At 70.8% G+C, this 25,084-nt stretch carries 25 protein-coding genes; 5 read left to right on the forward strand and 20 right to left on the reverse strand.

What is annotated here, in order from left to right; genetic code table 11:
• Nucleotides 1-417 precede the first annotated feature (417 nt).
• Nucleotides 418-1,212, forward strand: a complete 795-nt coding sequence (locus AB0F38_RS30130; RefSeq protein ID WP_361900152.1) for an SGNH/GDSL hydrolase family protein — start codon at nucleotides 418-420, stop codon at nucleotides 1,210-1,212.
• Between the two features lie 80 nt (nucleotides 1,213-1,292).
• On the opposite strand, the gene AB0F38_RS30135 is transcribed toward AB0F38_RS30130, so the two are convergent.
• Nucleotides 1,293-1,730 (reverse strand): nuclear transport factor 2 family protein, encoded by a 438-nt coding sequence (locus AB0F38_RS30135; protein ID WP_361900155.1) that lies wholly within the window; start codon nucleotides 1,728-1,730, stop codon nucleotides 1,293-1,295.
• 227 nt (nucleotides 1,731-1,957) lie between these two features.
• Here AB0F38_RS30135 and AB0F38_RS30140 point away from each other — a divergent pair, with 227 nt between their 5' ends.
• Nucleotides 1,958-3,775: a prolyl oligopeptidase family serine peptidase gene (locus tag AB0F38_RS30140; RefSeq protein ID WP_361900158.1), complete on the forward strand. Its 1,818-nt coding sequence runs from the start codon at nucleotides 1,958-1,960 to the stop codon at nucleotides 3,773-3,775.
• 62 nt (nucleotides 3,776-3,837) lie between these two features.
• Complete coding sequence (locus AB0F38_RS30145) at nucleotides 3,838-4,617, forward strand: SURF1 family protein (RefSeq protein ID WP_361900161.1); 780 nt, start codon at nucleotides 3,838-3,840, stop codon at nucleotides 4,615-4,617.
• 94 nt (nucleotides 4,618-4,711) lie between these two features.
• Here the strand turns inward: AB0F38_RS30145 and AB0F38_RS30150 are convergent, their stop codons facing one another.
• The 7 genes from AB0F38_RS30150 to AB0F38_RS30180 form a co-directional block, all read right to left on the reverse strand.
• Nucleotides 4,712-6,013 carry a hypothetical protein gene (locus AB0F38_RS30150; protein ID WP_361900164.1) on the reverse strand — a complete coding sequence of 434 codons (1,302 nt, stop codon included), beginning with the start codon at nucleotides 6,011-6,013 and terminating at the stop codon, nucleotides 4,712-4,714.
• Nucleotides 6,010-6,585 (reverse strand): SigE family RNA polymerase sigma factor, encoded by a 576-nt coding sequence (locus AB0F38_RS30155; RefSeq protein WP_361900167.1) that lies wholly within the window; start codon nucleotides 6,583-6,585, stop codon nucleotides 6,010-6,012. The genes AB0F38_RS30150 and AB0F38_RS30155 overlap by 4 nt, the downstream gene beginning before the upstream one ends.
• Before the next feature lie 360 nt (nucleotides 6,586-6,945).
• Nucleotides 6,946-8,010, reverse strand: a complete 1,065-nt coding sequence (locus AB0F38_RS30160; RefSeq protein ID WP_361900170.1) for an aspartate-semialdehyde dehydrogenase — start codon at nucleotides 8,008-8,010, stop codon at nucleotides 6,946-6,948.
• Nucleotides 8,007-9,278: an aspartate kinase gene (locus tag AB0F38_RS30165; RefSeq protein ID WP_361900173.1), complete on the reverse strand. Its 1,272-nt coding sequence runs from the start codon at nucleotides 9,276-9,278 to the stop codon at nucleotides 8,007-8,009. Before AB0F38_RS30165 ends, AB0F38_RS30160 begins: the two co-directional genes overlap by 4 nt.
• Nucleotides 9,279-9,495: 217 nt before the next feature.
• On the reverse strand, nucleotides 9,496-10,155 hold the full coding sequence (locus AB0F38_RS30170; RefSeq protein ID WP_361900176.1) for a DUF5063 domain-containing protein: 660 nt from the start codon (nucleotides 10,153-10,155) through the stop codon (nucleotides 9,496-9,498).
• 83 nt (nucleotides 10,156-10,238) lie between these two features.
• Nucleotides 10,239-10,838 carry a recombination mediator RecR gene (gene recR / locus AB0F38_RS30175; RefSeq protein ID WP_361900178.1) on the reverse strand — a complete coding sequence of 200 codons (600 nt, stop codon included), beginning with the start codon at nucleotides 10,836-10,838 and terminating at the stop codon, nucleotides 10,239-10,241.
• Nucleotides 10,839-10,914: 76 nt separating this feature from the next.
• A complete protein-coding gene (locus AB0F38_RS30180) occupies nucleotides 10,915-11,250 on the reverse strand; it encodes a YbaB/EbfC family nucleoid-associated protein (RefSeq protein ID WP_361900257.1) in 336 nt (111 codons plus the stop codon).
• A 371-nt stretch (nucleotides 11,251-11,621) separates the two neighbouring features.
• On the opposite strand from AB0F38_RS30180, the gene AB0F38_RS30185 reads away from it, so the two are divergent.
• On the forward strand, nucleotides 11,622-12,410 hold the full coding sequence (locus AB0F38_RS30185) for an SLATT domain-containing protein (RefSeq protein WP_361900180.1): 789 nt from the start codon (nucleotides 11,622-11,624) through the stop codon (nucleotides 12,408-12,410).
• 101 nt (nucleotides 12,411-12,511) lie between these two features.
• Here AB0F38_RS30185 and AB0F38_RS30190 read toward each other — a convergent pair whose 3' ends face one another.
• The 4 genes from AB0F38_RS30190 to AB0F38_RS30205 all read right to left on the reverse strand — a co-directional run bounded on the left by AB0F38_RS30190 (nucleotide 12,512) and on the right by AB0F38_RS30205 (nucleotide 16,614).
• Nucleotides 12,512-13,162 carry a hypothetical protein gene (locus AB0F38_RS30190; RefSeq protein WP_361900183.1) on the reverse strand — a complete coding sequence of 217 codons (651 nt, stop codon included), beginning with the start codon at nucleotides 13,160-13,162 and terminating at the stop codon, nucleotides 12,512-12,514.
• Nucleotides 13,163-13,296: 134 nt separating this feature from the next.
• Nucleotides 13,297-14,016 (reverse strand): GntR family transcriptional regulator, encoded by a 720-nt coding sequence (locus AB0F38_RS30195; protein WP_361900186.1) that lies wholly within the window; start codon nucleotides 14,014-14,016, stop codon nucleotides 13,297-13,299.
• 69 nt (nucleotides 14,017-14,085) lie between these two features.
• Nucleotides 14,086-15,459 carry an aspartate aminotransferase family protein gene (locus tag AB0F38_RS30200; protein ID WP_361900189.1) on the reverse strand — a complete coding sequence of 458 codons (1,374 nt, stop codon included), beginning with the start codon at nucleotides 15,457-15,459 and terminating at the stop codon, nucleotides 14,086-14,088.
• Nucleotides 15,460-15,771: 312 nt separating this feature from the next.
• Nucleotides 15,772-16,614 carry a LuxR C-terminal-related transcriptional regulator gene (locus AB0F38_RS30205; protein WP_361900192.1) on the reverse strand — a complete coding sequence of 281 codons (843 nt, stop codon included), beginning with the start codon at nucleotides 16,612-16,614 and terminating at the stop codon, nucleotides 15,772-15,774.
• A gap of 718 nt (nucleotides 16,615-17,332) precedes the next feature.
• On the opposite strand from AB0F38_RS30205, the gene AB0F38_RS30210 reads away from it, so the two are divergent.
• Entirely contained in the window at nucleotides 17,333-19,294 is a 1,962-nt protein-coding gene (locus AB0F38_RS30210; RefSeq protein WP_361900195.1) for an AarF/UbiB family protein, read from the forward strand.
• A gap of 84 nt (nucleotides 19,295-19,378) precedes the next feature.
• On the opposite strand, the gene AB0F38_RS30215 is transcribed toward AB0F38_RS30210, so the two are convergent.
• The 8 genes from AB0F38_RS30215 to AB0F38_RS30250 all read right to left on the reverse strand — a co-directional run bounded on the left by AB0F38_RS30215 (nucleotide 19,379) and on the right by AB0F38_RS30250 (nucleotide 25,084).
• Nucleotides 19,379-20,224 carry an ABC transporter permease gene (locus AB0F38_RS30215; protein WP_361900198.1) on the reverse strand — a complete coding sequence of 282 codons (846 nt, stop codon included), beginning with the start codon at nucleotides 20,222-20,224 and terminating at the stop codon, nucleotides 19,379-19,381.
• A 37-nt stretch (nucleotides 20,225-20,261) separates the two neighbouring features.
• Nucleotides 20,262-21,203, reverse strand: coding sequence for an ATP-binding cassette domain-containing protein (locus AB0F38_RS30220; protein WP_361900260.1), 942 nt, complete (start codon nucleotides 21,201-21,203; stop codon nucleotides 20,262-20,264).
• A 181-nt stretch (nucleotides 21,204-21,384) separates the two neighbouring features.
• Complete coding sequence (locus tag AB0F38_RS30225; protein ID WP_361900263.1) at nucleotides 21,385-21,861, reverse strand: YbaK/EbsC family protein; 477 nt, start codon at nucleotides 21,859-21,861, stop codon at nucleotides 21,385-21,387.
• Between the two features lie 156 nt (nucleotides 21,862-22,017).
• A complete protein-coding gene (gene fabG / locus AB0F38_RS30230) occupies nucleotides 22,018-22,767 on the reverse strand; it encodes a 3-oxoacyl-[acyl-carrier-protein] reductase (RefSeq protein WP_361900201.1) in 750 nt (249 codons plus the stop codon).
• Nucleotides 22,764-23,282, reverse strand: coding sequence for a beta-hydroxyacyl-ACP dehydratase (locus AB0F38_RS30235; protein ID WP_361900204.1), 519 nt, complete (start codon nucleotides 23,280-23,282; stop codon nucleotides 22,764-22,766). Before AB0F38_RS30235 ends, fabG begins: the two co-directional genes overlap by 4 nt.
• On the reverse strand, nucleotides 23,279-23,677 hold the full coding sequence (locus tag AB0F38_RS30240; protein ID WP_361900207.1) for a hypothetical protein: 399 nt from the start codon (nucleotides 23,675-23,677) through the stop codon (nucleotides 23,279-23,281). The genes AB0F38_RS30235 and AB0F38_RS30240 overlap by 4 nt, the downstream gene beginning before the upstream one ends.
• Nucleotides 23,674-23,937 (reverse strand): acyl carrier protein, encoded by a 264-nt coding sequence (locus AB0F38_RS30245; protein WP_361900210.1) that lies wholly within the window; start codon nucleotides 23,935-23,937, stop codon nucleotides 23,674-23,676. The genes AB0F38_RS30240 and AB0F38_RS30245 overlap by 4 nt, the downstream gene beginning before the upstream one ends.
• Before the next feature lie 31 nt (nucleotides 23,938-23,968).
• Nucleotides 23,969-25,084 carry a beta-ketoacyl synthase N-terminal-like domain-containing protein gene (locus tag AB0F38_RS30250; protein WP_361900213.1) on the reverse strand — a complete coding sequence of 372 codons (1,116 nt, stop codon included), beginning with the start codon at nucleotides 25,082-25,084 and terminating at the stop codon, nucleotides 23,969-23,971.

Here is a 25,084-nt window from a genome sequence, read left to right on the forward strand (position 1 = left end):
TTCACATTCATCCGATCGTGTGAGAATTGTGGACATCGCTGACAGAGGGCGGTGGGTCACGACCTGCCGGACAGCTGTGCGCGGCCAGGGATTCCTGGCGGCCGCTTCCGTGTGCGGGGCGGAGGCCGGTCGGGGGACGGTCGCCGTGGCCTCGGTGGGCCGGCGAGGCTCCCATGAGCCGCTCCTGATGGTGACTCAGAGAAGTCGCGGGGGTGTCGCAGACGATCCGCGAATTCGAAGTTTTTAGGCCCGACGCAGGTTTATCTACGCGCGGAGCATCGGCAACCAAACGATCATTCGGGCATATCAGACGACTTCCTTCGCGGCTATTACCGACGGGTACCGCGGGCTGCTAGAAACATGCTCGCTCCTTGAACTCCCCACCCGTCCCCCACATTTCGAAGGGCTGGCAGCCCCATGTCAGTACGTACCTTCTGGGCATCCGTCTCCACTCTCGCCATCGCCGCAGCGGCCGCGCTCGGCGTCGCGCAGCCTGCTTCCGCCGCGGGCGCCAACTACGTCGCTCTCGGTGACTCCTACTCCTCCGGTGTCGGTGCCGGCAGCTACACCTCCGAGAGCGGTGACTGCAAGCGCAGCACCAACGCCTACCCCTCCCTCTGGGCCAACGCGAACGCACCGTCCTCGTTCAAGTTCGTCGCCTGCTCGGGTGCCACCACCAGCAGCGTGTCCAGCGGCCAGCTGGGCGCGCTGAGTTCGTCCACCACGCTCGTCAGCGTCACGGCCGGCGGCAACGACGTCGGGTTCGCGGACGTCATGACGACCTGCGTGCTGCAGAGCGAGGCCACCTGTGTCAGCCGGGTGAACACGGCGATCTCGCAGGCGCAGAACACACTGCCGGGCAAGCTCGACTCGCTCTACAGCGGCATCGACGCGCGGGCACCGCAGGCCCGTGTGGTGGTGCTGGGGTACCCGCGCTTCTACAAGCTCTCGGGCAGCTGCATCGCCGGGCTCACCGAGACCGAGCGCGGGGCCATCAACAATGCTTCGAACATCCTGAACGACGTGATCGCCAAGCGGGCGGCCAACGCCGGGTTCGCCTTCTCCAGCGTGGTGGACGAGTTCACCGGGCACGAGCTCTGCTCGGGTGACGCCTGGATCCACAGCGTGTCGTTCCCGATCACCAACTCGTACCACCCCAAGGCGAGCGGGCAGTCGGGCGGTTACCTGCCCGCCTTCCGCTCCGCGGCGTAACGCACGTAGAGCGTTCAGGCCCCCACGGCGGCACCACCGGAACGGATCCGGTGGTGCCGCCGTACCGCTGCCGGGAGCGGTCAGTACCGCTCGGCCAGGTGGTCCCGGCCCGCCGGGGGTTCGTACGGATCGGGCCAGAAGTCCGTCACCGTGGCGATCCGTCCCTCGGCGTCGAACGTGAAGAAGTGGATGGCGTGCATCCGGTCGAGGCCGACCGTGACCAGCGTCCGCGCGGCGGCCTGCCGCCCCTCCCCGTCGGCCACGAGCTGCTCGATCCGGACGTGCCAGTCCCCGGGGTACTCCCGGTTGAAGCGCACGTACCGCTCCTTGCCGCGGATCCGCTCCCGGCTCTGCGGCAGGTCGTAGACCACGTCGTCGGCGAGGGTGGCGGCGAACGCGTCCCAGTCGCGGGCGTCCGCCGCGGCCCAGTACGCCTCCACGGCGGCCCGCACCTCGGGCGTTCCGTACGGGGTGGCGGCCCTGTCGCTCTTCTCTGCCCTGTCGGCCCTGTCAGTCATGGGTCCGAGTGTGGTCCCCGCCACTGACAATCGGCCGTGGGCCGGGCTCCGTCAGCCGCCGGCCGGCCACGTGGACGGCCAGGCGTTCGCGTTCGTCCTCGCGCACGGTCGGAGGTGTGCCGGTCGTCGGCGTCCGTGCGCGCATGCGGGGAAAGTTGTCCACAGGTCAGGGGTGTGCGCGCACAGTTGTCCACAGGCCGCCCGGCGTGGTGTCCGCATCGGGTTTGATGGGGGTCATGAGCGACACACAGAACGAAGCGCCGGTGCCGGAGCAGTTGCCGGAGTGGGAGCAGCGTTTCCGCGCCGCCCGCGTCTCCCTGCCCGACTGGGCGCAGGACGCTCCCCACCGATCGCTGTTCGTCTCCAACGCGACCGGTACGTACGAGCTGTACGCCTGGGACCGGTCGACCGGTGAGCAGCGCCAGGTCACGGACCGGCCCAACGGGACGACCGACGGCGTGCTGACCCCGGACGGCGAGGCCGTGTGGTGGTTCTCGGACACCGACGGCGACGAGTTCGGGGTGTGGATGCGGCAGCCTTTCGGCGGCGGCGCGGACGAGCCGGCCGTGCCCGGTCTGGAGCCCTCCTACCCCGCCGGGCTGGCGATCGGACGCGACGGGACCGCGGTGGTCGGCCGGTCGACCGACGAGGACGGTACGACGGTCCATGTCGTCCGCGCCGGGGTGGTCCACGAGATCTACCGGCACCGGGAGTCCGCCGGGGTCGGCGACCTGTCCCACGACGGCACGCTGATCGCACTGGAGCACACCGAGCACGGTGACGCGATGCACTCCGCCCTGCGGGTGGTGGGTCCGGACGGTTCCACGGTCGCCGAGCTGGACGACACCGAGGGGGGCACGAAGGAGCTGGGACTGTCGGTGCTGGGCTTCGCACCGGTGGCCGGTGACACCCGGCTGCTCGTCGGGCACCAGCGCCGCGGACGCTGGGAGCCGATGATCTGGGATCCGGTCGCGGGGACCCAGACGGACCTGCCGGTCGATCTGCCCGGCGACGTGGGTGCCGAGTGGTATCCGGACGGCTCGGCGCTGCTGATCGAGCACAGCTTCGAGGCCCGCAGCGAGCTGTGGCGGTACGAGCCGGGCGCGGAGGAGCCGGTGCGGGTCGACACCCCGGCCGGGACGGTGTCGGGGGCCACGGCCCGCCCTGACGGCACGGTGGAGTATCTGTGGTCGTCGGCCGCGCAGCCGCCCGTCGTGCGGTCCACCACCGGGGCCGTCGTCCTCGATCCGCCGGGGGCCAGGGCCCCCGTCTCGGTGCCGGTGCGGGACGCATGGGTGGACGGCCCCGGGGGACGTGTCCACGCCCTGGTGCAGACGCCCACGACCGGCGAGGGCCCGTTCCCCACCGTCTTCGAGATACATGGCGGGCCCACCTGGCACGACAGCGACGCCTTCGCGTCCGGTCCCGCCGCCTGGGTGGACCACGGTTTCGCCGTCGTGCGGGTCAACTACCGCGGGTCTACGGGCTACGGCCGCGCATGGACGGACGCGCTCAAGCACCGGGTCGGGCTGATCGAGCTGGAGGACATCGCCGCGGTCCGGGACTGGGCGGTGAAGTCGGGCCTCGCGGACCCGGCGCGGCTGGTCCTCGCCGGAGGCTCGTGGGGCGGCTATCTGACCCTGCTCGGTCTCGGTACGCAGCCGGATTCCTGGGCCCTCGGGCTGGCGGCGGTCCCGGTCGCCGACTACGTCACGGCATACCACGACGAGATGGAGGCCCTGAAGGCGATGGACCGCACCCTGCTGGGCGGGACGCCGGAGGAGGTGCCGGAGCGCTTCGAGGCCTCGTCCCCGCTGACATACGTGGATGCCGTGCGCGCCCCGGTCTACATCTCCGCCGGCGTCAACGATCCGCGCTGCCCGATCCGCCAGGTGGACAACTATGTGGACCGCCTCGCCGCGCGCGGCGCCGTCCACGAGGTGTACCGGTACGACGCGGGCCACGGCTCGCTCGTCGTGGAGGAGCGGATCAAGCAGGTCCGGCTGGAGCTGGACTTCGCCCTGCGGCACCTGGGGCAGGCATAAGGACCGGATAAACGGTGCACCCCGCTCCGTCCGCCCGGAGCGGGGAACCGTACCGTGGGGGGGTGTACAGGTTCCTGCTGACCCCGCGGTGGTGGGGGATCAACCTCTTCGTCGTGCTCGCCATCCCGTTCTGCGTGTTCATGGGCACCTGGCAGCTCGGCCGTTTCGAGGACCGTGTGCAGTCGCACGAGGAGGCCGGGAAGAGGCCCGATCCGGGCACCCGGACCGCGAAGCCGCTCGACGAGTTGTTGCCCGTGAGCACGGAGACCTCGGGCCGCCCGGCCGTGGCCACGGGCACGTATGCCGACCAGTTCCTGGTCCCCGGACGCACGTTGGACGACCGTGACGGCTTCTACGTGCTGAACCTGCTGCGGACCGACGGCGGCAAGACCCTGCCGGTCGTACGGGGCTGGATGCCCGGCACCGCGGACAACGCCGTGGTGCCGGCGGCACCGGCCGGCGAGGTCACGGTGACCGGTGATCTGCAGGCCTCCGAGAACACGAGCAGCGACGGCGTCGACCTCCGGGGCGGGCTGCCCGAGGGCCAGCTCGGCATGATCAGCGCGGCATCTCTGGTGAACCTCGTCCCGTACGACATGTACGACGCCTGGGTGACCCTGACCGAGCCCGAACCCGGTGGCACGGGCGGAGCGATGAAGCCCGTGCCCGCCGCGGCGGCGCAGGGCAGCGGGCTGGACCTGAAGGCCTTCCAGAACCTCGGCTACACGGGCGAGTGGTTCGTCTTCGGCGGCTTCGTGCTCTTCATGTGGTTCCGGCTGGTGCGCCGCGAGGCGGAGGCGGCACGCGACGTGGAGCTGGGACTCGCGGCCGACGCCGGCTGAGACCCCGGCAGTACCACGCGAAGGGGCCCGCCGGATCCGGCGGGCCCCTTCGCGAACTGCCCGGCATGGCGTGCCCGGGTCCGGCGGTCTCCTGCTACGAGGCGTCCAGGACGCCCGTGTGGTAGATCGTCCCGGCGCAGGCTCGGGAGATCGTGGTCTGCGCCGTCGGTGCCCCCGACTCCGGCGTGTGGGTGACCGCGACGGTGCCGTCCGCCGGGCCGCCCTCCGCACTGCCGAACTGCGGCACCGTGTCCGTCGACCCCGAGTCGCTCCCTGAGGAACCGCCGATGCCGCCGCCCTCGCCCTCCGTCGGTGTCGGGCTCGGAGAACCCCCGCCGGTCGGGCAGGTGTCCGACGGCACCCAGGCGAACCGCACCTCGTAGGCCATGGCCGGCTTCAGCAGCACCGTCCCCGGCTCCAGCGACGGATCGGGAAGACCGGCCGCCGGGCCGCCCGCGGTGTGCCGCACGACGGTGATCTTCAGCGGATCCGCGGCGCCGCCCGCCTGGAAGCCCACCGTGCCGTCACTCGTCACGGAACAGCCCTTGTCGGACACGTTGGCGATCCGGAAACTGCCGTACACCGTGCCGTCCGCGCCCGCCGAGCCCGACTGGGCGGAGGCGACACCGAGCTGGTCGGCGCCGCAGACCGGCAAGGACGCCACCTCGGTGCCCGGTGAATCCTCCAGGCCGGCCGTCCCGCTGCCCTCGTCCTGCGAGCCGGTGTCCTGCGACGGAGCCGTCGAGCTGTCCGCCTCGCCGTTCACGCCCTCGTTCTGCTGGGTGGCGTGGCCGGCGCTCTGCTCGCTGCCGGCTTCTGCGCCCGCGTCCTGGCCGTTGCCGCCCTGCGCCTGCTGGCCGTGGCCGGCGATGGCCGGGTTGGCGGTGGCCGAGCCGTCGGAGTTCGCCACGTGGACGAACGCGGGCACGGCCGTACCGATCAGCAGCGCCGCGGCCGCCGCCCCCACCACGGCCTGACGCCGCCTGGCGCGCCGGGCGGGCACCGCGCGGTGCAGGTGGTCGAGGGTGCCGTCGGAGGGTTCGAGGCTCTGGACCGCGCCCTGCAGCATGCGGCGCAGCGCGACCTCGTCCATGTCCGTTCCGCCGGAGGTTCCGCCCCCGAAGAGCTCGGTCAGCGTGCCCCCGCCGGGAGCACCGGCCTCACCGGCCTGGTGCGTCCCGGAGGCAGCCGTCCCGAGGGCCGCCGTGGCCACGCCCGAGGCGTTCGCCACCGGCCGTGGGGCCGGGGCCTCTTCCGCGCCGCCGCCGACCGCGTCCTCGCTCTGCTCCCGTTCACCGTCCTGCTCCGGTTCGGTGTTCGGGGTGTCGTCCGGGCCGTCGTTCACAATTCCGTTTCCAGTCCGGTCATCGTCGTGCCTGTGCTCGGGGCCGCTCATGCCTGCGCCTCCATCACGACGCGCAGCGCCGCGATCCCGCGGGAGCCGTATGCCTTCACCGAACCCAGCGATATGCCCAGCGCCTCCGCGACCTGGGCCTCCGTCATGTCCGAGAAGTAGCGCAGCACCAGCACCTCACGCTGACGGCGCTGCAGGCCTTTCATCGCCTTGATCAGCGCGTCCCGCTCCAGCTGGTCGTAGGCCCCCTCCTCGGCACTGGCCATGTCCGGCATCGGCTTGGAGAGCAGCTTCAGCCCGAGGATGCGGCGACGCAGCGCGGAGCGGGACAGGTTGACCACCGTCTGGCGGAGATACGCCAGGGTCTTCTCCGGATCACGCACCCGGTTACGGGCCGAGTGCACGCGGATGAACGCCTCCTGCACGACGTCCTCGCAGGACGCCGTGTCGTCCAGCAGGAGGGCCGCGAGGCCCAGCAGCGACCGGTAGTGGGCGCGGTACGTCTCGGTGAGATGGTCGACCGTGGTTCCTGCCGCCACCGTCTCCTCAGCGCTCTCGCGCTGCGAGGGCAGCCGGGTGGACCGCGCGGCGGGGACGGGCGCGATCACCGGCATACCGCCGGCTGCGCGGGGCCGCCGGAGCGGACGCACCGAAGCGCCTCGCAACGGGCCCACCACTGTGATGTCGAGAACCTCTGCCACGCCAGTTGGACACGCTTCCCCCCGTCAGGGTTGTACGCGAACGGCACCGCGTTCGATGCTGTGCGACATGCCCTCATTCGTACCTGCTCTTCCCCAAATGCCCCGTAAACGCATCCAGCCCACGCAAGAAGTGACGGCATAGACGCGCCGCAGCCGACTAGCGGTTGCAGGGGGCCAGGAGATCATCGTCGGATATGGCAACGCCCCAGCTCAAGAGGTTCAGACCAGCTAGTTCCCCATAGGGCGCACACAGATCGTACAAAACAAGTTCGATCAAACCCGAGCGAATTCCCCAGCCACGGATTCGGCGATCTCGGCGACATTCAGAGCTGCACCTTTTCGGAGATTATCTCCGCAGATGAACATCTCGACGGCGTGCGGATCGTCCATCGACCGCCGCACCCGCCCCACCCAGGTCGGATCCGTGCCCACGACATCGGACGGCGTGGGGAAGTCACCGGCCGCCGGACTGTCGAAGAGCACCACACCCGGCGCGGCCGCCAGGATCTCGTGCGCGCCGGCCACGGTCACCTCGTTCTCGAAGCGGGCGTGGACGGACATGGAGTGCGTGGCGACGACGGGTACGTACACGCAGGTCGCCGTGACCTTCAGCTCGGGCAGGCCCAGGACCTTCCGGCACTCCGCGCGGATGGCCAGCTCCTCGGAGGACCAGCCGTCCCCGGCGTCGGTGCCGGCCCACGGCACGACGTTCAGCGCGACGGGAGCGGCGAAGGGGCCGCCCTCGGCGTCGCCCAGCGCCCGGCGCACGTCCCCGGGGCGCGTGCCCAGCTCCGTACCGGCCACCAGCGACAGCTGCTCGCGCAGTGCGGCGACCCCGTCGCGGCCCGCGCCGCTGACCGCCTGGTAGGACGAGACGATCAGCTCCCGCAGCCCGAACTCGGCGTGCAGCGCGCCGACCGCGACGATCAGCGACAGCGTGGTGCAGTTCGGGGACGCGACGATGCCGCGAGGCCTGAGCCGCACGGCATGGGGGTTGATCTCGGGGACGACCAGGGGAACGTCGTCGTCCAGCCGGAACGCCGCGGAGTCGTCGACGACCACGACGCCCTTCGACGCGGCGACCGGCACCCACTGTGCGGACACCTCGTCCGGCACCAGGAAGAGAGCCACGTCCACGTCGTCGAACACGTCCTCGGCGAGCGCGAGGACCTCGGTCTCCTCCCCGCGTACGACCAGCTTGCGGCCGGCCGCACGCGGGGAGGCGATCAGCTTCACCTCGCCCCAGACGTCCGCGTGCTGCGAAAGGATCTGGAGCATGACACCACCGATCGCCCCGGTCGCTCCCACGACCGCGAGCGAAGGGCGGCGTCGCGTCATCGGCCGGTGCCCCCGTAGACGACGGCCTCGTCCGAGTCGCTGTCGAGGCCGAAGGCGGTGTGCACGGCGCGCACGGCCTCGTTGACGTCGTCGACCCGGGTGACCACCGAGATGCGGATCTCGGACGTCGAGATCAGCTCGATGTTCACGCCGACGTCGGACAGCGCCTCGAAGAAGCCGGCGGTGACGCCGGGGTTGGTCTTCATCCCCGCGCCGACCAGGGAGATCTTCGCGATCTGGTCGTCGTAGCGCAGCGACTCGAAGCCGATGCCCGCCCGGTTGCGCTCCAGGGCGTCGATGGCCTTGCGGCCGTCCGCCTTGGGAAGCGTGAACGTGATGTCGGTCAGACCGGTCGACGCGGCGGAGACGTTCTGGACCACCATGTCCATGTTGATCTCGGCGTCCGCGATCGCGCGGAAGATCGCCGCGGCCTCACCGGGCTTGTCCGGCACGCCGACGACCGTGACCTTGGCCTCGGAGACGTCGTGGGCGACTCCGGAGATGATGGCGTGCTCCACCTGCTGGTCCCCTTGCGGCTCGTTGCTGACCCACGTGCCGCGCAGTCCGGAGAAGGACGAGCGCACGTGGATCGGGATGTTGTAGCGGCGTGCGTACTCGACACAGCGGTGGAGCAGCACCTTGGAGCCGGACGCGGCCAGCTCCAGCATGTCCTCGAAGGAGATCCAGTCGATCTTCCGGGCCTTCTTCACGACCCGGGGGTCGGCGGTGAAGACCCCGTCCACATCGGTGTAGATCTCACAGACCTCGGCGTCCAGCGCCGCGGCCAGCGCGACCGCGGTGGTGTCGGACCCGCCGCGGCCGAGGGTGGTGATGTTCTTGCCCTCCTGGCTCACGCCCTGGAACCCGGCGACGATGGCGATGTTGCCCTCGTCGATCGAGGTCCGGATGCGGCCCGGCGTGACATCGATGATGCGCGCTTTGTTGTGGACCGAGTCGGTGATGACACCGGCCTGGCTGCCCGTGAACGACTGCGCCTCATGGCCCAGGTTCTTGATCGCCATCGCCAGGAGGGCCATGGAGATCCGCTCTCCGGCGGTCAGCAGCATGTCGAACTCACGCCCGGCAGGCATCGGGGATACCTGCTCGGCGAGATCGATCAACTCGTCCGTCGTGTCGCCCATCGCGGACACCACGACAACCACCTGGTTGCCGTTCTTCTTGGCATCGACGATTCGCTTGGCGACGCGCTTGATGCCCTCGGCATCGGCTACGGAGGAGCCTCCGTACTTCTGCACGACAAGGCCCACGTGCGCTCCTCGCTCAATAATGGTGCGGTCGGCTCAGTTTAACGAGCAGTCCGGAATCGACCCGTCCTTACCAGATGGTGAGATGTCCCGCCCACCACATGGTCCGGCGTGTCGCTCCGAACCGCTCGTAGCCGGGCTGCTGCCCACTCACCCGCCCCGCACGCCTGTCTGTGTCCCACGACACAGCCGGGCCCACGGCCCGTTCCGGACGGAAGACCTAGTTGACCGGCCGCAGGCCCAGCGGCCCCGCGATCTCCTCGACCATCACACGGCCCGCCTCCTCGGCCAGGTCGCCGTCGCCCGGGTCCTGGTCCGTGTCCAGTCCGTCGAGCTCCTGGAGGGGCTGGTTCAGCCGGATGTGGGCGATCAGGGACTGGAGGGCGCGCAGGGCCGCCGACGCGGTGGAGCCCCAGTTGGAGAAGTACGAGAACTGCCACCACCACATGGCCTCCGCCGTGCGGTCCGCCTCGTAGTGGGCCAGGCCGTGGCCGAGTTCCGCGACGAGCTCGGCCAGGTCGTCCGAGATGCGGTGCGGCACGGGGGGCTTGCGCGGCTCGTACGGGTCGAAGACCTCGGAGTAGACGTCGATCGGCTCCAGGAGCGCCGCGAAGCGCTCGCGCAGGCCGTCCGCGTCCGGCTCGGGGCCCAGGTCGGGCTCGTAGCGCTCCTCCGGGAGGATGTCCTCGTACGCGCCGAGCCGCCCGCCGGCCAGCAGCAGCTGGGAGACCTGCAGGAGCAGGACGGGGACGGCCTCCTCGGGCTCCTGGGCCTTGGAGACCTCGGTGACCGCGACGATGAAGGTCTTGATCTGGTCCGCGATCTGGACGGCGAAATCGTCCGGATCCTGCGTGACGGAGTTCAGCGTGGCGTCAGACATCGAGGGGACCTCCCGTGGGCACGGTCGCGAACGGTGGGTAGAACATAACGTCGCCGAACGTAAAGCCGACGTCAGATACCAGGTCACACATCGAGCAGCCGCCTCCCCTCGAACGCACGGCCGAGCGTGACCTCGTCCGCGTACTCCAGGTCGCCGCCCACCGGCAGTCCGCTGGCCAGCCGGGTCACCCGCAGGCCCATCGGTTTGACCATCCGGGCGAGGTACGTCGCCGTGGCCTCACCCTCCAGGTTGGGATCCGTCGCCAGGATCAGCTCGGTGACGGAGCCGTCCGCGAGCCGCGTCAGCAGCTCCCTGATCCGCAGATCGTCGGGGCCCACGCCCTCGATCGGGCTGATCGCGCCACCGAGCACGTGGTAGCGGCCCCGGAACTCACGGGTCCGCTCGATCGCGACGACGTCCTTGGGCTCCTCGACCACGCAGATGACCGTCCGGTCGCGCCGCGCGTCCCGGCAGATCCCGCACCGCTCCTGCTGGGCGACGTTGCCGCAGATCTCGCAGAAGCGGACCTTGTCCTTGACCTCGAGGAGGGCATGGGCGAGACGGCGTACGTCGGTGGGCTCGGCCTGCAGGATGTGGAAGGCGATCCGCTGCGCGCTCTTGGGGCCGACGCCGGGCAGTCTGCCCAGTTCGTCGATGAGCTCCTGAACCACGCCTTCGTACAACGGAACGCCTTTCCTTATTCCTGCTCGTACCGTAGCCGGTACGCCCGGGTAGCCATAGGTCTGTGGAGTCGGTGCGTCAGAAGGGGAGGCCGGGCATTCCGCCCAGGCCCTGGGCGAGCGGGCCCAGCTTCTGCTGCTGGAGCTGCTGCGCGTTCTCGTTCGCCGCCTGCACCGCGGCGACCACGAGGTCGGCGAGCGTCTCGGTGTCCTCCGGGTCCACCGCCCTGGGGTCGATCACCAGGGCACGGAGCTCGCCGGACCCGGTCACGGTGGCCTTCACGAGTCCACCGCCCGCCTGTCCCTCGACCTCGGTCCTGGCCAGCTCCTCCTGGGCCTCGGCGAGATCCTGCTGCATCTTCTGGGCCTGCTGGAGCAGCTGCTGCATGTTGGGCTGGCCACCACCGGGAATCACGGTCACTCCTGGCACTTCGACGACGGACTGTTTCGGTACGCCGAGCCTACGTGTTCGCCGGACGCCACGCCCCACCCGCCGGGGACCAACTCTTTCGGGTGAGTTTCCAAAAGCGCCTGGCGTGCTCCTATACCTGACCAGAGGCCGCGCACACCCGGGAATCCCGCGATTTCGACCCCGCGGCCCACCATTCGGCGGTAGGAAGAGCAGGCGTATCCGTACGCACACGCACATCGCAGGTAACGCAGAGTTACACGGGTGGGGCCCGGGTCATATGCCGGAATCCGCCCCTGCCCACATCGGAGAGCCGTGCCGATCCACGTAGTCATGCGCCGATACGCGCCGAACCCAGAGTGCAGAGGAGTGCCCCGGTGAGTCAGCCGGAGATGCAGCCCGAGGGGCCGCACCGCAAGGAGTCCGGCGCGGGATCCGGTGCGGGTACCGGAACCGGCCGGTCCGGTTCGCGCTACGGTTCGGGCCCACGGGACCTGACCGGTCGCGCCTTCCCCCTCGGTGACTGGGGCGAGCCCGCCGAGCGGCTCGACGAGCTCTACCGCTGGGTCGAGACGGGCGCCCTGCAGACCACCGACTGGTATCTGCACGACCGGATGCGCAAGCGGCGCGTGGCCAGGCTGCTGCGGCTCGGCACGGCGGCCGGGGTGGTGGCGGGCGCGGCCCTTCCACTGCTCGATCTGACCGGGCAGTTGCACGGGTCGGCCGGCTGGGGCTATCTGTCGTTGCTGCTCGGCGCCGCCTGCATGGGGTGCGACCGGTACTTCGGACTGACCTCGGGCTGGATAAGGAACCTCGCGACGGCACAGGCCGTGCAGCGGCGCCTCCAGGTGCTGCAGTTCGACTGGGCCTCGGAGTGCGTACGGGAGATGCTCGGGCCGACCGAGGGCACGGCCAGCGAGGCCGCGGAGCGGTGCCTGGGGGTGCTGCGCCGTTTCTCGGAGGACATCACCGAGCTGGTGCGCATGGAGACGGCGGACTGGATGGTGGAGTTCCGGGCCGGGCCCGCCCCCATGGGGATGCAGTCGCTGGTGTCGGGCGGACCGGGTGGCCGGCCGGATCAGGGGGCCAATCCGGCCCGGGTCACCATGCCCTCGGTGACCCGGCCCAACATGCCGCGCCAGCGGCCGCCGGAGTCGCCCCGCTGAGCGCCCCCGGTCCGCCCCCGGCGGACGCGCTCGCCGAGCCGCGGGCGTGCGCCGTCGGGAGCCGCCCCGGGAGCCGGCGCCCGGGGCGGGGTGCCCGGCGATCAGCTGAAGATGATCATCGAGCCCTGTGCGAGGCTGCGTGTGGCCGCCGCGTGCAGGCCCAGCCAGACGTGCCGTTCGCGGGCGAACGGGCTCTCGTCGTGCAGGATCGCGCCGGCCGGTTCCTCCAGCGTGGTCGGACCGATGGGCGGGAGCGGGGCGGCCGGGGGGTTGGCCGGGTCGATGCCGATGGCCGGGCCGACGAACTCCAGTTCCCGCAGCAGTCCGTGCGAGGAGCCCAGCGGGCCGCCGCGCTCCAGCAGCTGGTCGTCGGAGAGCGGAGCGGGGAAGTCCAGCGGGACGTAGGCCCCGGCGTGGTCGTAGTGCCAGACCAGGTGTGACTGCCGCGCGTTCTGCTCGAACATCTCCAGCAGTTGCTCGTAGTCCCCGCCCAGTGCGTCGACGGGCGTGACGGCGAGCCCGCTCAGCTGGAGCAGGTACGCACGGCGCAGGAGGTGCAGGGCGTCGTAGTCGAAGCCGGCGACCGGGGCGACGTCCCCCGTGAGGCCGGGCATGTAGGCGTAGACGGGAACGGGCGGCAGGCCCGCCTCGCCCAGCGCCTTGTCGTAGACGGCGATCTCTTCGGCGAAGGGGTTGTCGGGGCTGTGGCACAGCACATCGACGAGGGGGACCAGCCACAGGTCACAGGCCACGAAGTCTCGCTCTCCAACGGGTTCGTGCGATGGTCGGGACAGCGTAATGCGGCCGGGACCCCGCGCACAGAGTGCGGGTGGACCACCGCTCGGACAGGCCGCGCTCCGGGGGTACGGGGCGGCCGGCGTGCGGGTCAGCCGTCCCCGTGGCCCGGGTGCGGAGGGTTGCCCGCGGCCAGCCGGTCCGCCCAGTTCAGCCCGTGCCGGTGGTAGTCGTCCAGCACCGCGCGTACCGCGCTCCGGTCGGCGGCCGTGATCGCCTCGACGAGCCGCTGGTGGCCGTTCCACAGCCATTCCCGTACGTCGGTGTCCCCCCGCAGGTACGGCACCGCGAAGACCCATGCCTGCACCCGCAGCCGGTGCAGGAAGTCGGTGATGTAGGTGTTGCCGACGATCGTGCCGAGCTCCCGCCAGAACCGCAGGTCGTAGCCGATCAGGATGTCGAGGTCGCCGCAGCGTGCCGCGCGGGCGGCCTCCTCGGCCCGGCGGCGCACGGAGACCATGGTGGCGTGGTGGGCGGCGAGCAGCTCGGACGCCGAGCCCGCACCGTCCAGGATTCCGCGGAACACCCCGTCTATGACCAGGGCTCGCGCCTCCACCATGGACCGGTAGTCGGCGACGCTGAAGGCGCGGACCCGGAAGCCGCGGTGCTGGTCGGATTCGAGGAGGCCCTGCGCGGAGAGGTCGAACAGCGCTTCGCGCACGGGCGTCGCGGACACCCCGTACTGCTCGGCGATCTGCTTGACGGTGAATTCGACCCGCGGCCGCAGACGCCCCGCGAGCACCTCGTCACGCAGCGCGTCGGCGATCTGCTGCCGCAGCGTACTGCGGGTCACACCTCCGCGCACACCCATGACGCCCCTCCCGGTTCTCGGCTCCGGTCACCTTAGACCGGCCGGCAGGGGCGCCCCGTCCGGCGCGTTCTACACGGTGTGCTCGTCGGCCACCGAGAGGGCCGCGTCCAGGGCGGCGAGGCCCTCCTCGGCCTCGGCCTCGGTGACGTTGCAGGCGGGCACCACGTGGGTGCGGTTCATGTTGATGAAGGGCCAGAGGCCGTTCCTCCTGCAGGCCGCTCCGAAGGCCGCCATCGGGGCGTTGGCCTCGCCCGTCGCGTTGTACGGCACCAGCGGTTCGCGGGTCTCCCCGTTCCGGACCAGCTCCAGCGCCCAGAACGCGCCGAGGCCGCGGACCTCGCCGACCGACGGGTGGCGTGCGGCGAGCTCGCGCAGACCGGGGCCGAGGACGTGCTCGCCGAGGTGTGCGGCACTCTCGACGATCTTCTCGTCCTCCATCACGTTGATCGTCGCGACGGCTGCCGCACAGGCCAGCGGGTGGCCGGAGTAGGTGAGCCCGCCGGGGTAGGGGCGGGTCTCGAAGGTGGCGGCGATCTCGGCGCTGATGGCGACGCCGCCGAGGGGCACGTACCCGGAGTTGACGCCCTTCGCGAACGTCAGCAGGTCCGGTACGACCTCGTGGTGGTCGGCCGCGAACCACGCGCCGGTGCGGCCGAATCCGGCCATCACCTCGTCCAGGACGAAGACGATCCCGTACCGGTCGCAGAGCTCGCGGACGCCGGCGAGGTAGCCCGGCGGCGGCGGCATGATGCCCGCGGTGCCGGGGATGGTCTCCAGGACGACGGCGGCGACGGTCGAGGGGCCCTCGAAGGCGAGGGTGTCCTCCAGGTGCTGCAGCGCGCGGGCGCACTCCTCGGCCTCGGTCCGCGCGTAGAAGGGCGAGCGGTAGAGGAACGGCGCCCAGAAGCGGACGACACCCGCCGAGCCGTTGTCGGAGGCCCAGCGGCGCGGGTCCCCGGTGAGGTTGATCGCGGTGGAGGTGGCACCGTGGTACGAGCGGTAGGCGGAGAGGATCTTCGTGCGGCCGGTGTGCAGCCTGGCCAGCCGGACGGCGTTCTCGACGGCCTCCGCGCCCCCGTTGGTGAAGAAGATCTTGTCCAGGTCGCCGGGGGTGCGCTCGGCGATGAGGCGCGCGGCCTCGGAGCGCGCCTCGACGGCGAACGCGGGGGCGAAGGTGGCGAGCCTGCCGGCCTGCTCCTGGATCGCGGCGACGACCGTGGGGTGCTGGTAGCCGATGTTGGTGAAGACGAGACCGCTGGTGAAGTCCAGGTAGCGGTTGCCGTCGTAGTCCCAGAAGTACGCCCCCTCGGCGCCGGCGACGGCGAGCGGGTCGATCAGGCCCTGGGCGGACCAGGAGTGGAACACATGCGCGCGGTCGGCGGCCTTCACGGCCGCGCCTGCGGCGGAGTCGACGTACGGGGCACGGGGGGCAGGAGGGGTCATGCGGCGAGCGTAGGCGCCCTTCCGGCGGCGCTCCATGGCCACTGTGTATGGCCTGGGGCGCCATGCTCGGCAGGATGTCGGGTCCCCGCCGGGGCGCGGGGCGGGTCGCGGGGACGTACGGATGCCGCGGCGGCCGTCCACCGCGAGGGACCCGGTGACAGCGGGTGCACGGTGGGGCCGGGGCCGCCGGCCTGGTGACAGCGGCCACGGCAGAACCCTCACGACCGTGGGGGCGGTCGTCTTCGGGTCGTGGACGGTGAGGGGGAGCCCTCCTCCGGGAGGGTGACGCACCGTCCGGTGGTGGACGGACGGTCAGATGAGGCCGACCTGCATGGCGCGGGCCCCGGCCTGGAAGCGGCTACGCGCGTCAAGTGCCTCCATGGCGGAGGCCACGTCGTTGCGGACGGTACGGACACTGCACCCCAGCCGACGGGCGATCGCATCGTCCGTGAGGCCTTCCGCCAGGAGGCGCAGGACGATCTCCGAGCGGGGCCGGCGGGTCGTGGCGACAGGCTGCCGCCCCGTCTGCCGTACGGTCGCTCCGCGCTCCCAGAACCGCTCGGCGAGGGCGCTCAGCCGCTCCAGCTCGGCCGCGGACCGGACGACGCGGATCCCTTCGGCCTCGTCGACCACCACGGCGACGGCGTTGTCCATGATCACCGCACGGGGCGGCAGCGTACCGACCGAGCGCAGCGCGGCGCCCTCCTGGGTCAGCCACTGGGCGTGAGCCATGGCGCCCGGCGCCTTGATCACCGAGGACGCCCAGACCGCCCGGCACTTCGCACCCCGCCTCAGCGCCATGTCCACGATGGGGCGGGAGAACTCGAAGCCGCCCTCGGCGTAGTGGGGGACGAGGAACACGACCTCGCGCTCGACCTTGGCGACCAGCCGCTCGATCATGACGGACACGTCATGACGGCTCTCACCGCCCTCGCCGGCGTCCCCGAAGCGCTCCGCCTGTTCGTGCAGGGCGATGAACCTGCCGATGCGGACCGGGCAGGGCTGCGGCGAACGGCCCTCACGCATCCGCGATGCCAGCAGCGTCGGCAGAGCGATGCACGGCTCGACGGCCCGGAGTGCCGTGCCGTCCTCCCCGGAGGCACTGGCGAGACCTTCGGCGCGCAGGGCGTCCACCACCCTCACCACCTGGTCCACCGGCCATGCGAGAGTTTGCGCCAATTCCCGTGTCCGCCATGTCGCACGCTGGAGCATCGTGCGATAGAGCAACTCCGACCGCACATCCAGACCGATCCCCGTATCCGCCACGTCAACCTCTCGGAAGTTGCTTCCTCCGGGCAGAACCGCGCCCCTCTGACGTGGTCAACTTAGGCCGCCTCCAGCACAGTCCGTATGTTCGAGGACCGGTTTCGACAGCTTGGTGCCACGGTCAGCCAGGTTTCCCGCGGTCACACCCGGGTAAGCGGCACAACCGGCCACGCGGCGCGGGACACGTGGCCCTTCCCCCGGAAATGAACAGCGCAATTCCGAACAAGAATTCACAAAAGCCTCGGAGGCACCTGTTCCGGATGCCGCGAGGGCGCGCGCCGGCCCCGTTCCGGCGCCCCGCCCCGGTGGACACCGGTCCTCCCGCCCGGACATCCGGTGGGAAACCGGCACGGGCGAAGAGGCCCTCGCCCCTGACCCGCACCCGTCGCGGTTGCACGTTCGTGCCAGGGACGTCACCCCGTCCACATCTGCAGTTTCCTGTACGGGGGTCCGGTGGAGAGGTTCCGTCGCGGCCGCACAGAATGGCCGCGGGCGCCGGGGGCGCCGCACAGAGATCCGCCGGCAGAATCCGGCACCCGGCCCGCCGACGGCGAAACGCCCTGTATCCGCACCGCGCGTGGACTCCGGTCCGGGAAAGGCTCTGCCCATGCAGCACACAGCGTTCCTTGTTCTGATACCTGTTCTGTTCGTAGGCACACTGGTCGGCCTCTCCATGGGCGCCCGGCGGCTGCTCGGCATCAGGATCGGCAAGATCCGTGCCGCCCTGGGCGGCACGGTCGGCGTACTGGCGACGATGCAGATCATCTCGGCCATGGGTCCGAGCAGTCACCGGCCGGCCATGACCTCCGTGCAGGTGGGCTGCGGCATCCTGGTCACGATGATCTTCCTGGCGGTGTCGGAGGTGATGCTGCCCAGCAGCATGCTCACCGACATCGTGCGGCTGCCCGGGGTGCTGCGCCGCCGTGTGGTGCGTACCCGGCGCTATGCGGAACTCAGCGCCATAGCCATGCGCAACGGTCTCTCGCCTTCGCTGCGCGGGCTCTCCAAGGCCGGCTCGTCGAAGGCGACGGCCGCCGGACGGCGCCACAGCGCACAGCAGTTGCGGCGGGCGCTGGAGGAAGCGGGCGCGACGTTCGTCAAGCTCGGGCAGATGCTCTCGACCCGCTACGACCTGCTCCCCGCCGAATACGTCGAGGAGTTCTCCAGGCTCCACCACCAGGCCGCGGCAGAACCCTGGGAGCGGGTACGGGAGCTGCTCGCCGAGGAGCTGGGCTGCGAACCGGAGACCGTGTTCGCCGAGTTCGACCCGCAGCCACTGGCAGCCGGGTCCATGGCCCAGGTGCACCTGGCCCGGCTGATGGACGGCCAGGAGGTCGCGGTGAAGATCCAGCGTCCCGGCGCCGGGCAGGTCGTGGAGCGCGACCTGGACATCCTGTTCCGGATCAGCGGCAAGCTGGAGGAACACACGAGCTGGGCGAAGAGCCTGGGTCTCGGTGAACTGATGAACGGTTTCGCCGTCTCGCTCCACGAGGAGCTGGACTTCCGGACCGAGGCCCGCAACATGGCCGCCATCATCGCCGGAGCCGCGGAGTCGGGGGCCGTCTGCGCGATACGCACGCCACGCGTGTACGAGGGGTACAGCAGCAAGCGGGTCCTGACGCTGGAACGACTGCACGGCGTCCCCCTCAGCTCCGCCGGGGAGACGATCGCCGAACGCGGCCTGGACGGGGCGAAGCTCGCCGAGCAGCTGCTCGACTGCATCCTCGAACAGATCATCCTCGGAGGGGTCTTCCACGCCGACCCGCACCCGGGGAACGTGCTGCTGCTGAGCAGTGGGGAGCTCGGGCTGATCGACTTCGGTTCGGTCGGCCGGCTCGACCGCAGGATGCGCTCCGCGCTGCAGGACCTGCTGCTCGCTCTCCACCGCAACGATCCCGCGGCCCTCAGCGACGCGCTGCTGGAGGTCGTCGACCGTCCCGAGCAGATCGACGAGAGGCAGCTGGAGCGTGCGCTGGGGCGGTTCATGGCGCGCTACCTGAGCCCGGGGAGCAAACCCCACCGCGACATGTTCTCCGAGCTCTTCCTCCTCGTCGCCCAGCACGGTCTGACCGTCCCGCCGGAAGTGGCGGCGACCTTCCGGGCGCTGGCCACCGTGGAGGGCACGGTCGAACGGCTCGTGCCCGACTTCGACATCGTCGCGCAGGCCCGTACGTTCGCCGCCGCGCGGGTCCAGGAGCAGCTGAGCTACGAGAGGGTCAAGGACTCGCTGATCGAGGAGGCGATCTCGCTCAGCTCGGTGCTGCGCCGGCTGCCGCGGCGGGTGGACCGGGTCAGCAGCGCGCTGGAGGGCGGCCGGCTGGGGATACGGATACGGCTGCTGGCCGACGAACGGGACCGGCGCTTCGTACGGGGGCTCGTCCACGACGTACTGCTGACGTTCCTCGGCGGGGTCATCGCGCTGGTCGGCGCCGTGCTGCTGAGCATCGACAGCAAGCCGACGATCATCGGGTCCGTCTCACTGAGCCAGCTGATCGGCTACAACCTGCTGGTGGTCAGCTGCATCCTGGTGCTGCGGGTGGTGTTCTCCATCTCCCGGGGCCGGGGCTGATCACGCACGTCGGCCGGGAGGCGCGGTGTGCGCCTCCCGGCCGCGGGCTGTCCGGTACCGGTCACGGGGTACTGCGGCCGTGGGTCACAGCACCTTGAAGGAGCGGTTCGCGATCGGTGCGCAGACCGCCACCAGGACGCAGGAGACGCCCACGGTGGTGAGCAGCTCCGTGAACGAGGCCTGCCCGGCGACCATGCTGCGCATCGCGTCGTTGGCGTACGAGATGGGGTTCGCCTCGGCGACCACCCGCAGCCAGACCGGCATCGACTTCGGGTCGACGAACGCGTTGGAGGCGAAGAGCAGCGGGAAGGTGCACAGCGTGGTGATCATGCGCAGCACGTCGCCGTTGCGGAGCACCGCGGCCAGGGCGATGAAGATCCAGCTCATGGACCAGCCGACGAACAGACTCAGGAGGATCGAGCCGACGACGCCGAGGATCCCGCCGGGCGGGTTGAAGCCGAAGATCAGCGCGGCCAGGACGGCCACGGCGATCAGCTGGTAGAGGGACCGCGCGGCGTCCGCGAGGCTCCGGGCGAGCAGCACGCTGAACCGGGAGATCGGCATCGTGTGGAAACGGGTGATCACATCGTTGCGCAGGTCGTTGATGAGCCCGTTCCCGGCCTGGGCTCCGGCTGCGACCGAGGTGATGATCATGATCGCGGGGGCCAGCCCCGAGATGTACGACAGGTCGCTCCCCTGGGGGGCGACGGTGTCGCCGAGGGCGCGCAGCACGCCGCCGAACATGAGCAGCATCACCAGCGGCTCGATGAACGTCACGATGAGCACGCCGGGCTGCAGGTAGGGCCGTATGGAACGGCCCGTGAGCGCGAGGGTCTGGGTCAGCAGGCTGCTGCCGCCCCACTCCTCGGACACGCTCCGGCCTGTGCGGGTGGTCGGGCGGGGTGTGGTCTCGGCGTCGATGACCGTCATCGGGACGCTCCTTCTTCGGTGAGGGGGATCGGGACGGTCACGCGGGCACCGGCTTCCTGGCGGGCTCGTGGGTGAGCTTCAGGTAGACGTCGTCCAGGGTCGGTTCGGAGAAAGCGAGTTCGGCGATCTCGGTGTGCGCGTCGCTGAGGATGCGTACGACGACCGCGAGGTCCGCGGCGGCCGCCACCGGGGCGCTCAGCGCCGTCCCCGACTCCAGCGGTGTCGCCCGGATGCCGGCCGCCTCCAGGGCGCGCACCGCGGGCTGCATGTCGGACTCCGACGCCAGCGTCACGGTCACCAGGCGCTGGCCGACCGCGGCCTTGAGCTCGGCCGGGTTGCCGCCGGCCACCACGCTGCCCGCGGAGAGCACAGTGATCTGCTCGCAGAGGCGGTCGGCCTCCTCCAGGTACTGGGTGGTGAGGAGCACGGCGGTGCCGTCCTTGGCGAGCCGCTCGATGGTCTCCCACACGCCGATCCGGGCGTTCGGGTCGAGCCCGGTGGTCGGTTCGTCGAGGAAGATGACCCGGGGCCCGCCGACGAGGCTGGCCGCGATGTCCAGGCGCCTGCGCATGCCCCCGGAGTACTGGAGCACCGGACGCGTCGCCGCGTCGGTCAACTCGAACAGTTCCAGGAGTTCGTTCGCGCGGGTGACCGCCTGGCGTCGGCTCGCGCCCAGCAGGCGCGCGACCAGTACGAGGTTCTCCCGCCCGTTGAGCTGCTCGTCGACCGAGGCGAACTGCCCGGTCAGGCCTATGCAGCGGCGGACGTCCACGGCCTCGGTGGTCACGTCGAAGCCGCAGACGCGTGCGGAGCCGCTGGTCGGCGGCAGCAGGGTGGACAGGATGTGCACCAGGGTGGTCTTGCCGGCACCGTTGTGGCCGAGCAGACCGTGGATCGATCCCTCCGGGACCGAGACGTTGACTCCGTTCAGTGCCTTCACGTCACCGAACGACTTGACTACGTCGACTGCTTGAATCATGGGTTTGGCCACGTGCTCGGCCTCCGTTGCTGTTTCCGGTGGCCCGATGGCTGGCCCCGGTTCGGATGTGTGCTCGGATAAGCCACCGCCGCCGGGTGGCGATCGTAAGACCGGAAAGCGGTCGGAACCGGGGCGCTGCAGGTTGCGGAAACCCGGAGTCCGTCAGGTGCGGTCCGGTGGGTCAGCCCGCCGGTGCTTCGCTGATCCGGGCCGTGCGCGGCCGGGCCATGCGCACGTAGTCGTCGGTGGGCAGCGCCATCGACAGGTCGAGCCGGGCGGCGTTGAAGTACAGCACCTCGTGCCGGAGCAGGTCCTCGTCGACGATCAGCTCGAGTTCGGGGTGGAAGGAGAACGGGATGATGGAGCCGCTGACCGAGCCGGCCAGCCGCTCCGCGGTGTCGCGGGCCGCGAAGCCCGCCTTGCGGCTCCCGGCCAGTTCCGCGATCCGGCCGAGGTCCACGCGCCGGTCACCCGGCACGACGGCCAGGACGTACCGGCAGGTCCGCTTGGTCGGACGGGCCGCGACGACCAGGGACTTGGCACTCTGCGCGAGGGCGTGCCCGCGCAGGGCGCTGGCGGCCTCGGTGCGGCCCTCCGGTGCGTGCGCGATCAGCCGGTAGTCGGCGCCGTGCAGGTCGGCCAGCCGCCGCAGCCGCAGGTACGCGGTGCGGCCGTCCGGTACGGCATCGTCCAGGTTGCCCGGTACTCCGTCGTCCGGGATGTCCGGTACTGCGTCGTCCCGGCCGGCGGGCGGTGCCACGCCCGCACGGTCGGGAGGGTGTCCGGTCACCGACACGTCACACCCGGCCGGCACTCATATGGTGATGCCGCCGTCGATCTGGAGGACCGATCCGGTGATGTAGCCGGCGCGGTCGCTCGCCAGGAAGGCGACGAGGTCGGCGACCTCCTCCGCCTGGCCGAACCGGCGCAGCGGGATCTGCTTGGCCGCGTCCTTCTTGACCTTGTCGGTCAGTTCGGCGGTCATGTCGGTCTCGATGAAGCCGGGTGCCACCGCGTTGACCCGGATGCCGTACCGGCCGACCTCCTTGGCGAGTGCCTTGGAGAAGCCGATGATGCCCGCCTTGGACGCGGAGTAGTTGGACTGCGTCGCGTTGCCGTAGACCCCGGCGACCGAGGACACGTTGATGATCGTGCCGGACTTCCGCTTCATCATCTCGAAGACCACCGAGCGGCACACGTGGTAGACACCGTCGAGATTGGTGTCCAGGACGCTGTGCCAGTCCTCGTCGGACATCAGCAGCAGCGGGTTGTCGCGGGTGATGCCCGCGGAGCAGACCACCACCTCGACCGGGCCGAGCGCGGACTCCGTCCTGGCCACCCACTCCTTGACTGACGCGGCGTCGGTCACGTCGACCCGTACCGCCAGGACGCGCGCGCCGAGCTCGCCGGCCTCCTTCTCCAGGGCCAGTGCGGCCTGTTCGTCGGACCGGTAGCAGAAGCTGACGTCGTAACCCTCGGCCGCGAGCCGCAGCACGACGGCCCGGCCGATGCCGCGCGATCCGCCGCTCACCAGGGCGACGCGCGCTCCGTTGTCGTCTGTCATGACTTCTCTCCTCGCTGACTGCCGGTCAGCGGGGCGCTGTTCCGGCCGGCGTGTTCGGGGTCGAGTTGTTCGCGCGGGCGGAAGGCCACCGTGACGGTGCCGATGGTCAGCACCGGCTCGTCGCCGATCCTGCTGCTGCCCTCGAAGACCAGCGTGTCGTTCACCGCGCGCTGCAGCCGGACATGGTGCTCGAGCACGTCGCCGGGGAACACCCGCCGGTGGAACTCCACGTCCCGCATGGAACCGAACAGCATCGTCCGGCCGTCGGCGGGTTCTTCCTCCGACCGCGTGGCCAGCAGGCCGGCGGTCTGGGTCCAGGACTCGAGCAGCAGGAAGTCCGGGTAGGCGAAGTCCGCCTCCGAGGGCTCCTCGCCGAGTCGTGCGTACCACGGCTCGTTGAGCGTGACGGCCTTGACCGACCGGATCTCGTCGGCGCTCACCGTGAGGATCCGGTCGACCAGGAGCATCGGGTAGCGGTGCGGCAGCGCGGCGCGTATCGCCGCGGGGCCGGTCACGCCGCCGCTCCGCTCGTGTAACGGCAGCGGACCGAGGCGGCGGGGCCCCGGCCGGTCGCCACCTTCGCGGTGCAGCGCCAGTCGGCGCCGCGCTGCTCCCAGACCAGTTCGATGTCCAGCACGTCGCCCGGGTGGACCGCGGCCAGGAAGCGGGTGGACTCGACCGAGGCCAGCCGGACTCCGTCGGCGGCGGGCGGTACGGAGGCCTCCGCGGCGGTGCGCACACACTCCAGTACGCACACGCCGGGGAAGATCGGGAAATCCGGATAATGTCCGGCGAAGACGGGTTCGTCCGAGGTGACAGCCACCGAGTACCGGGCGGACCACTTTCCCGTGACCGTGTCGTGGCCCGGCTCCCGCACCGCCTCCGGCCGGGCCAGCACCGCGCTGGTCACGGACGCTCCCCCAGCTTGCGCAGCACCTCGTCGTAGGCGCTGTTCAGCGTCCGTACCGAGCGCATCTCCTGCTCGGCGAACTTGATGCCGTACTTCCGTTCGAGTACGACGACGATCTCCAGGGCCATCAGCGAATCGACCCCGAGCTGGTCCACGAAGTCCGTGTCGTCCCCGACCTCGGACACGTCGGCGTCGATGGTGTCGGCCAGCAACGTCCTCAGCTCGTCCCGATCGAGCTGGGCCACCGCGTCGATTGTCATGTCTTCCTTCCGGTTGCGCACAAATGGTCCGTCAGTCGGCGAGGAGGCGGAGTACGGCGCAGGCGACGATGCCGTCGTCGTCCACCGAGGAGACGACGGCGACGCTGCCTGCCGGCCTCTCCCCCCGGCCGGCGGTGCTCAGCAGGGAACCGATCTGGAACGCCGCGGAGGCGCCCGAGGTGTCTCCGACACCCTCCAGGGACGGCGCCCGGTCCAGGGCCTGCGCACCGAAGCGGGCGGTGAGCGCCTCGCGCTCCGTCTCGCCGGCACGCCCGGCGAGACCGGAGGCCGAGACCGCCCACACGTCCTGGGCCTCGATACCCGCCCGCGTCAGCACGCCGTCGAGGCAGGCGTCGAGGACGGGCCGCAGCCCGGCGTCGAAGTACACCCGCGACTCCACGGCCAGTACCTCGGCGAGTGCGTGACCGTCCTGCCCGACCTCCGAAGCGGATTCGAGCATGAACATGGCGCAGCCCTCGCCGAGCAGCGCGCCCACCGCGTCCTCGCTCCGCCGGTGGTGGTCCAGCCATGCCCGCGCGTTCGAGAACTCCTCGGCGGCGCCGCACAGTACGGTCTCGGCCCGGCCCGACCGGAGGAGTCCGGCCGCGTAGCTCAGCGCGGAGAGTCCGGCGACCCGGCCGCCGGCGATCGTGGTGTTCGGCCCCTTCAGCCGGTGCCAGATGGCACACTGGCCGGCCGCGCAGTTCATCACCGCGTTCGGCATGAGCGAGGGGTCGACGTAGAAGGGGCGGTCTCCGACCAGGGAGGCGCGGGTGAAGTCCATCATGCTCTGGGCGCTGCCCGTGGTCGTGCCGAGCACCAGAGCGGTCTCCTCGTCACCGCCCCTGCGCTTGCCCTCGCAGTCCCGCAGCAGGTCCCGGACCGCGGTGACGGCCAGTCCGGTCACCCGGTCCATGGACCGGGTGCCCTTCTTGCCGAGGACCTCGCGGAGTTCGAAGCCGGGAACCAGGCAGGCCCGGTCGTCCGGCACCGCCCATGCGTCGGAGTCCAGCGAGGACGTGGCGCTCCTGCCGGCCAGCACGCCGGCCCTGAACTCGTCCTTGCCGATGCCGTACGGCGACACCGCGGACCACGCGGTGATCACCGGCCGGTTGAGGGTCGCGGGCGCGCTCGCCGAAAAGGTCAT

It is taken from the genome of Streptomyces sp. NPDC025273 (assembly GCF_040638585.1).
GTDB lineage: Bacteria > Actinomycetota > Actinomycetes > Streptomycetales > Streptomycetaceae > Streptomyces > Streptomyces cinereorectus.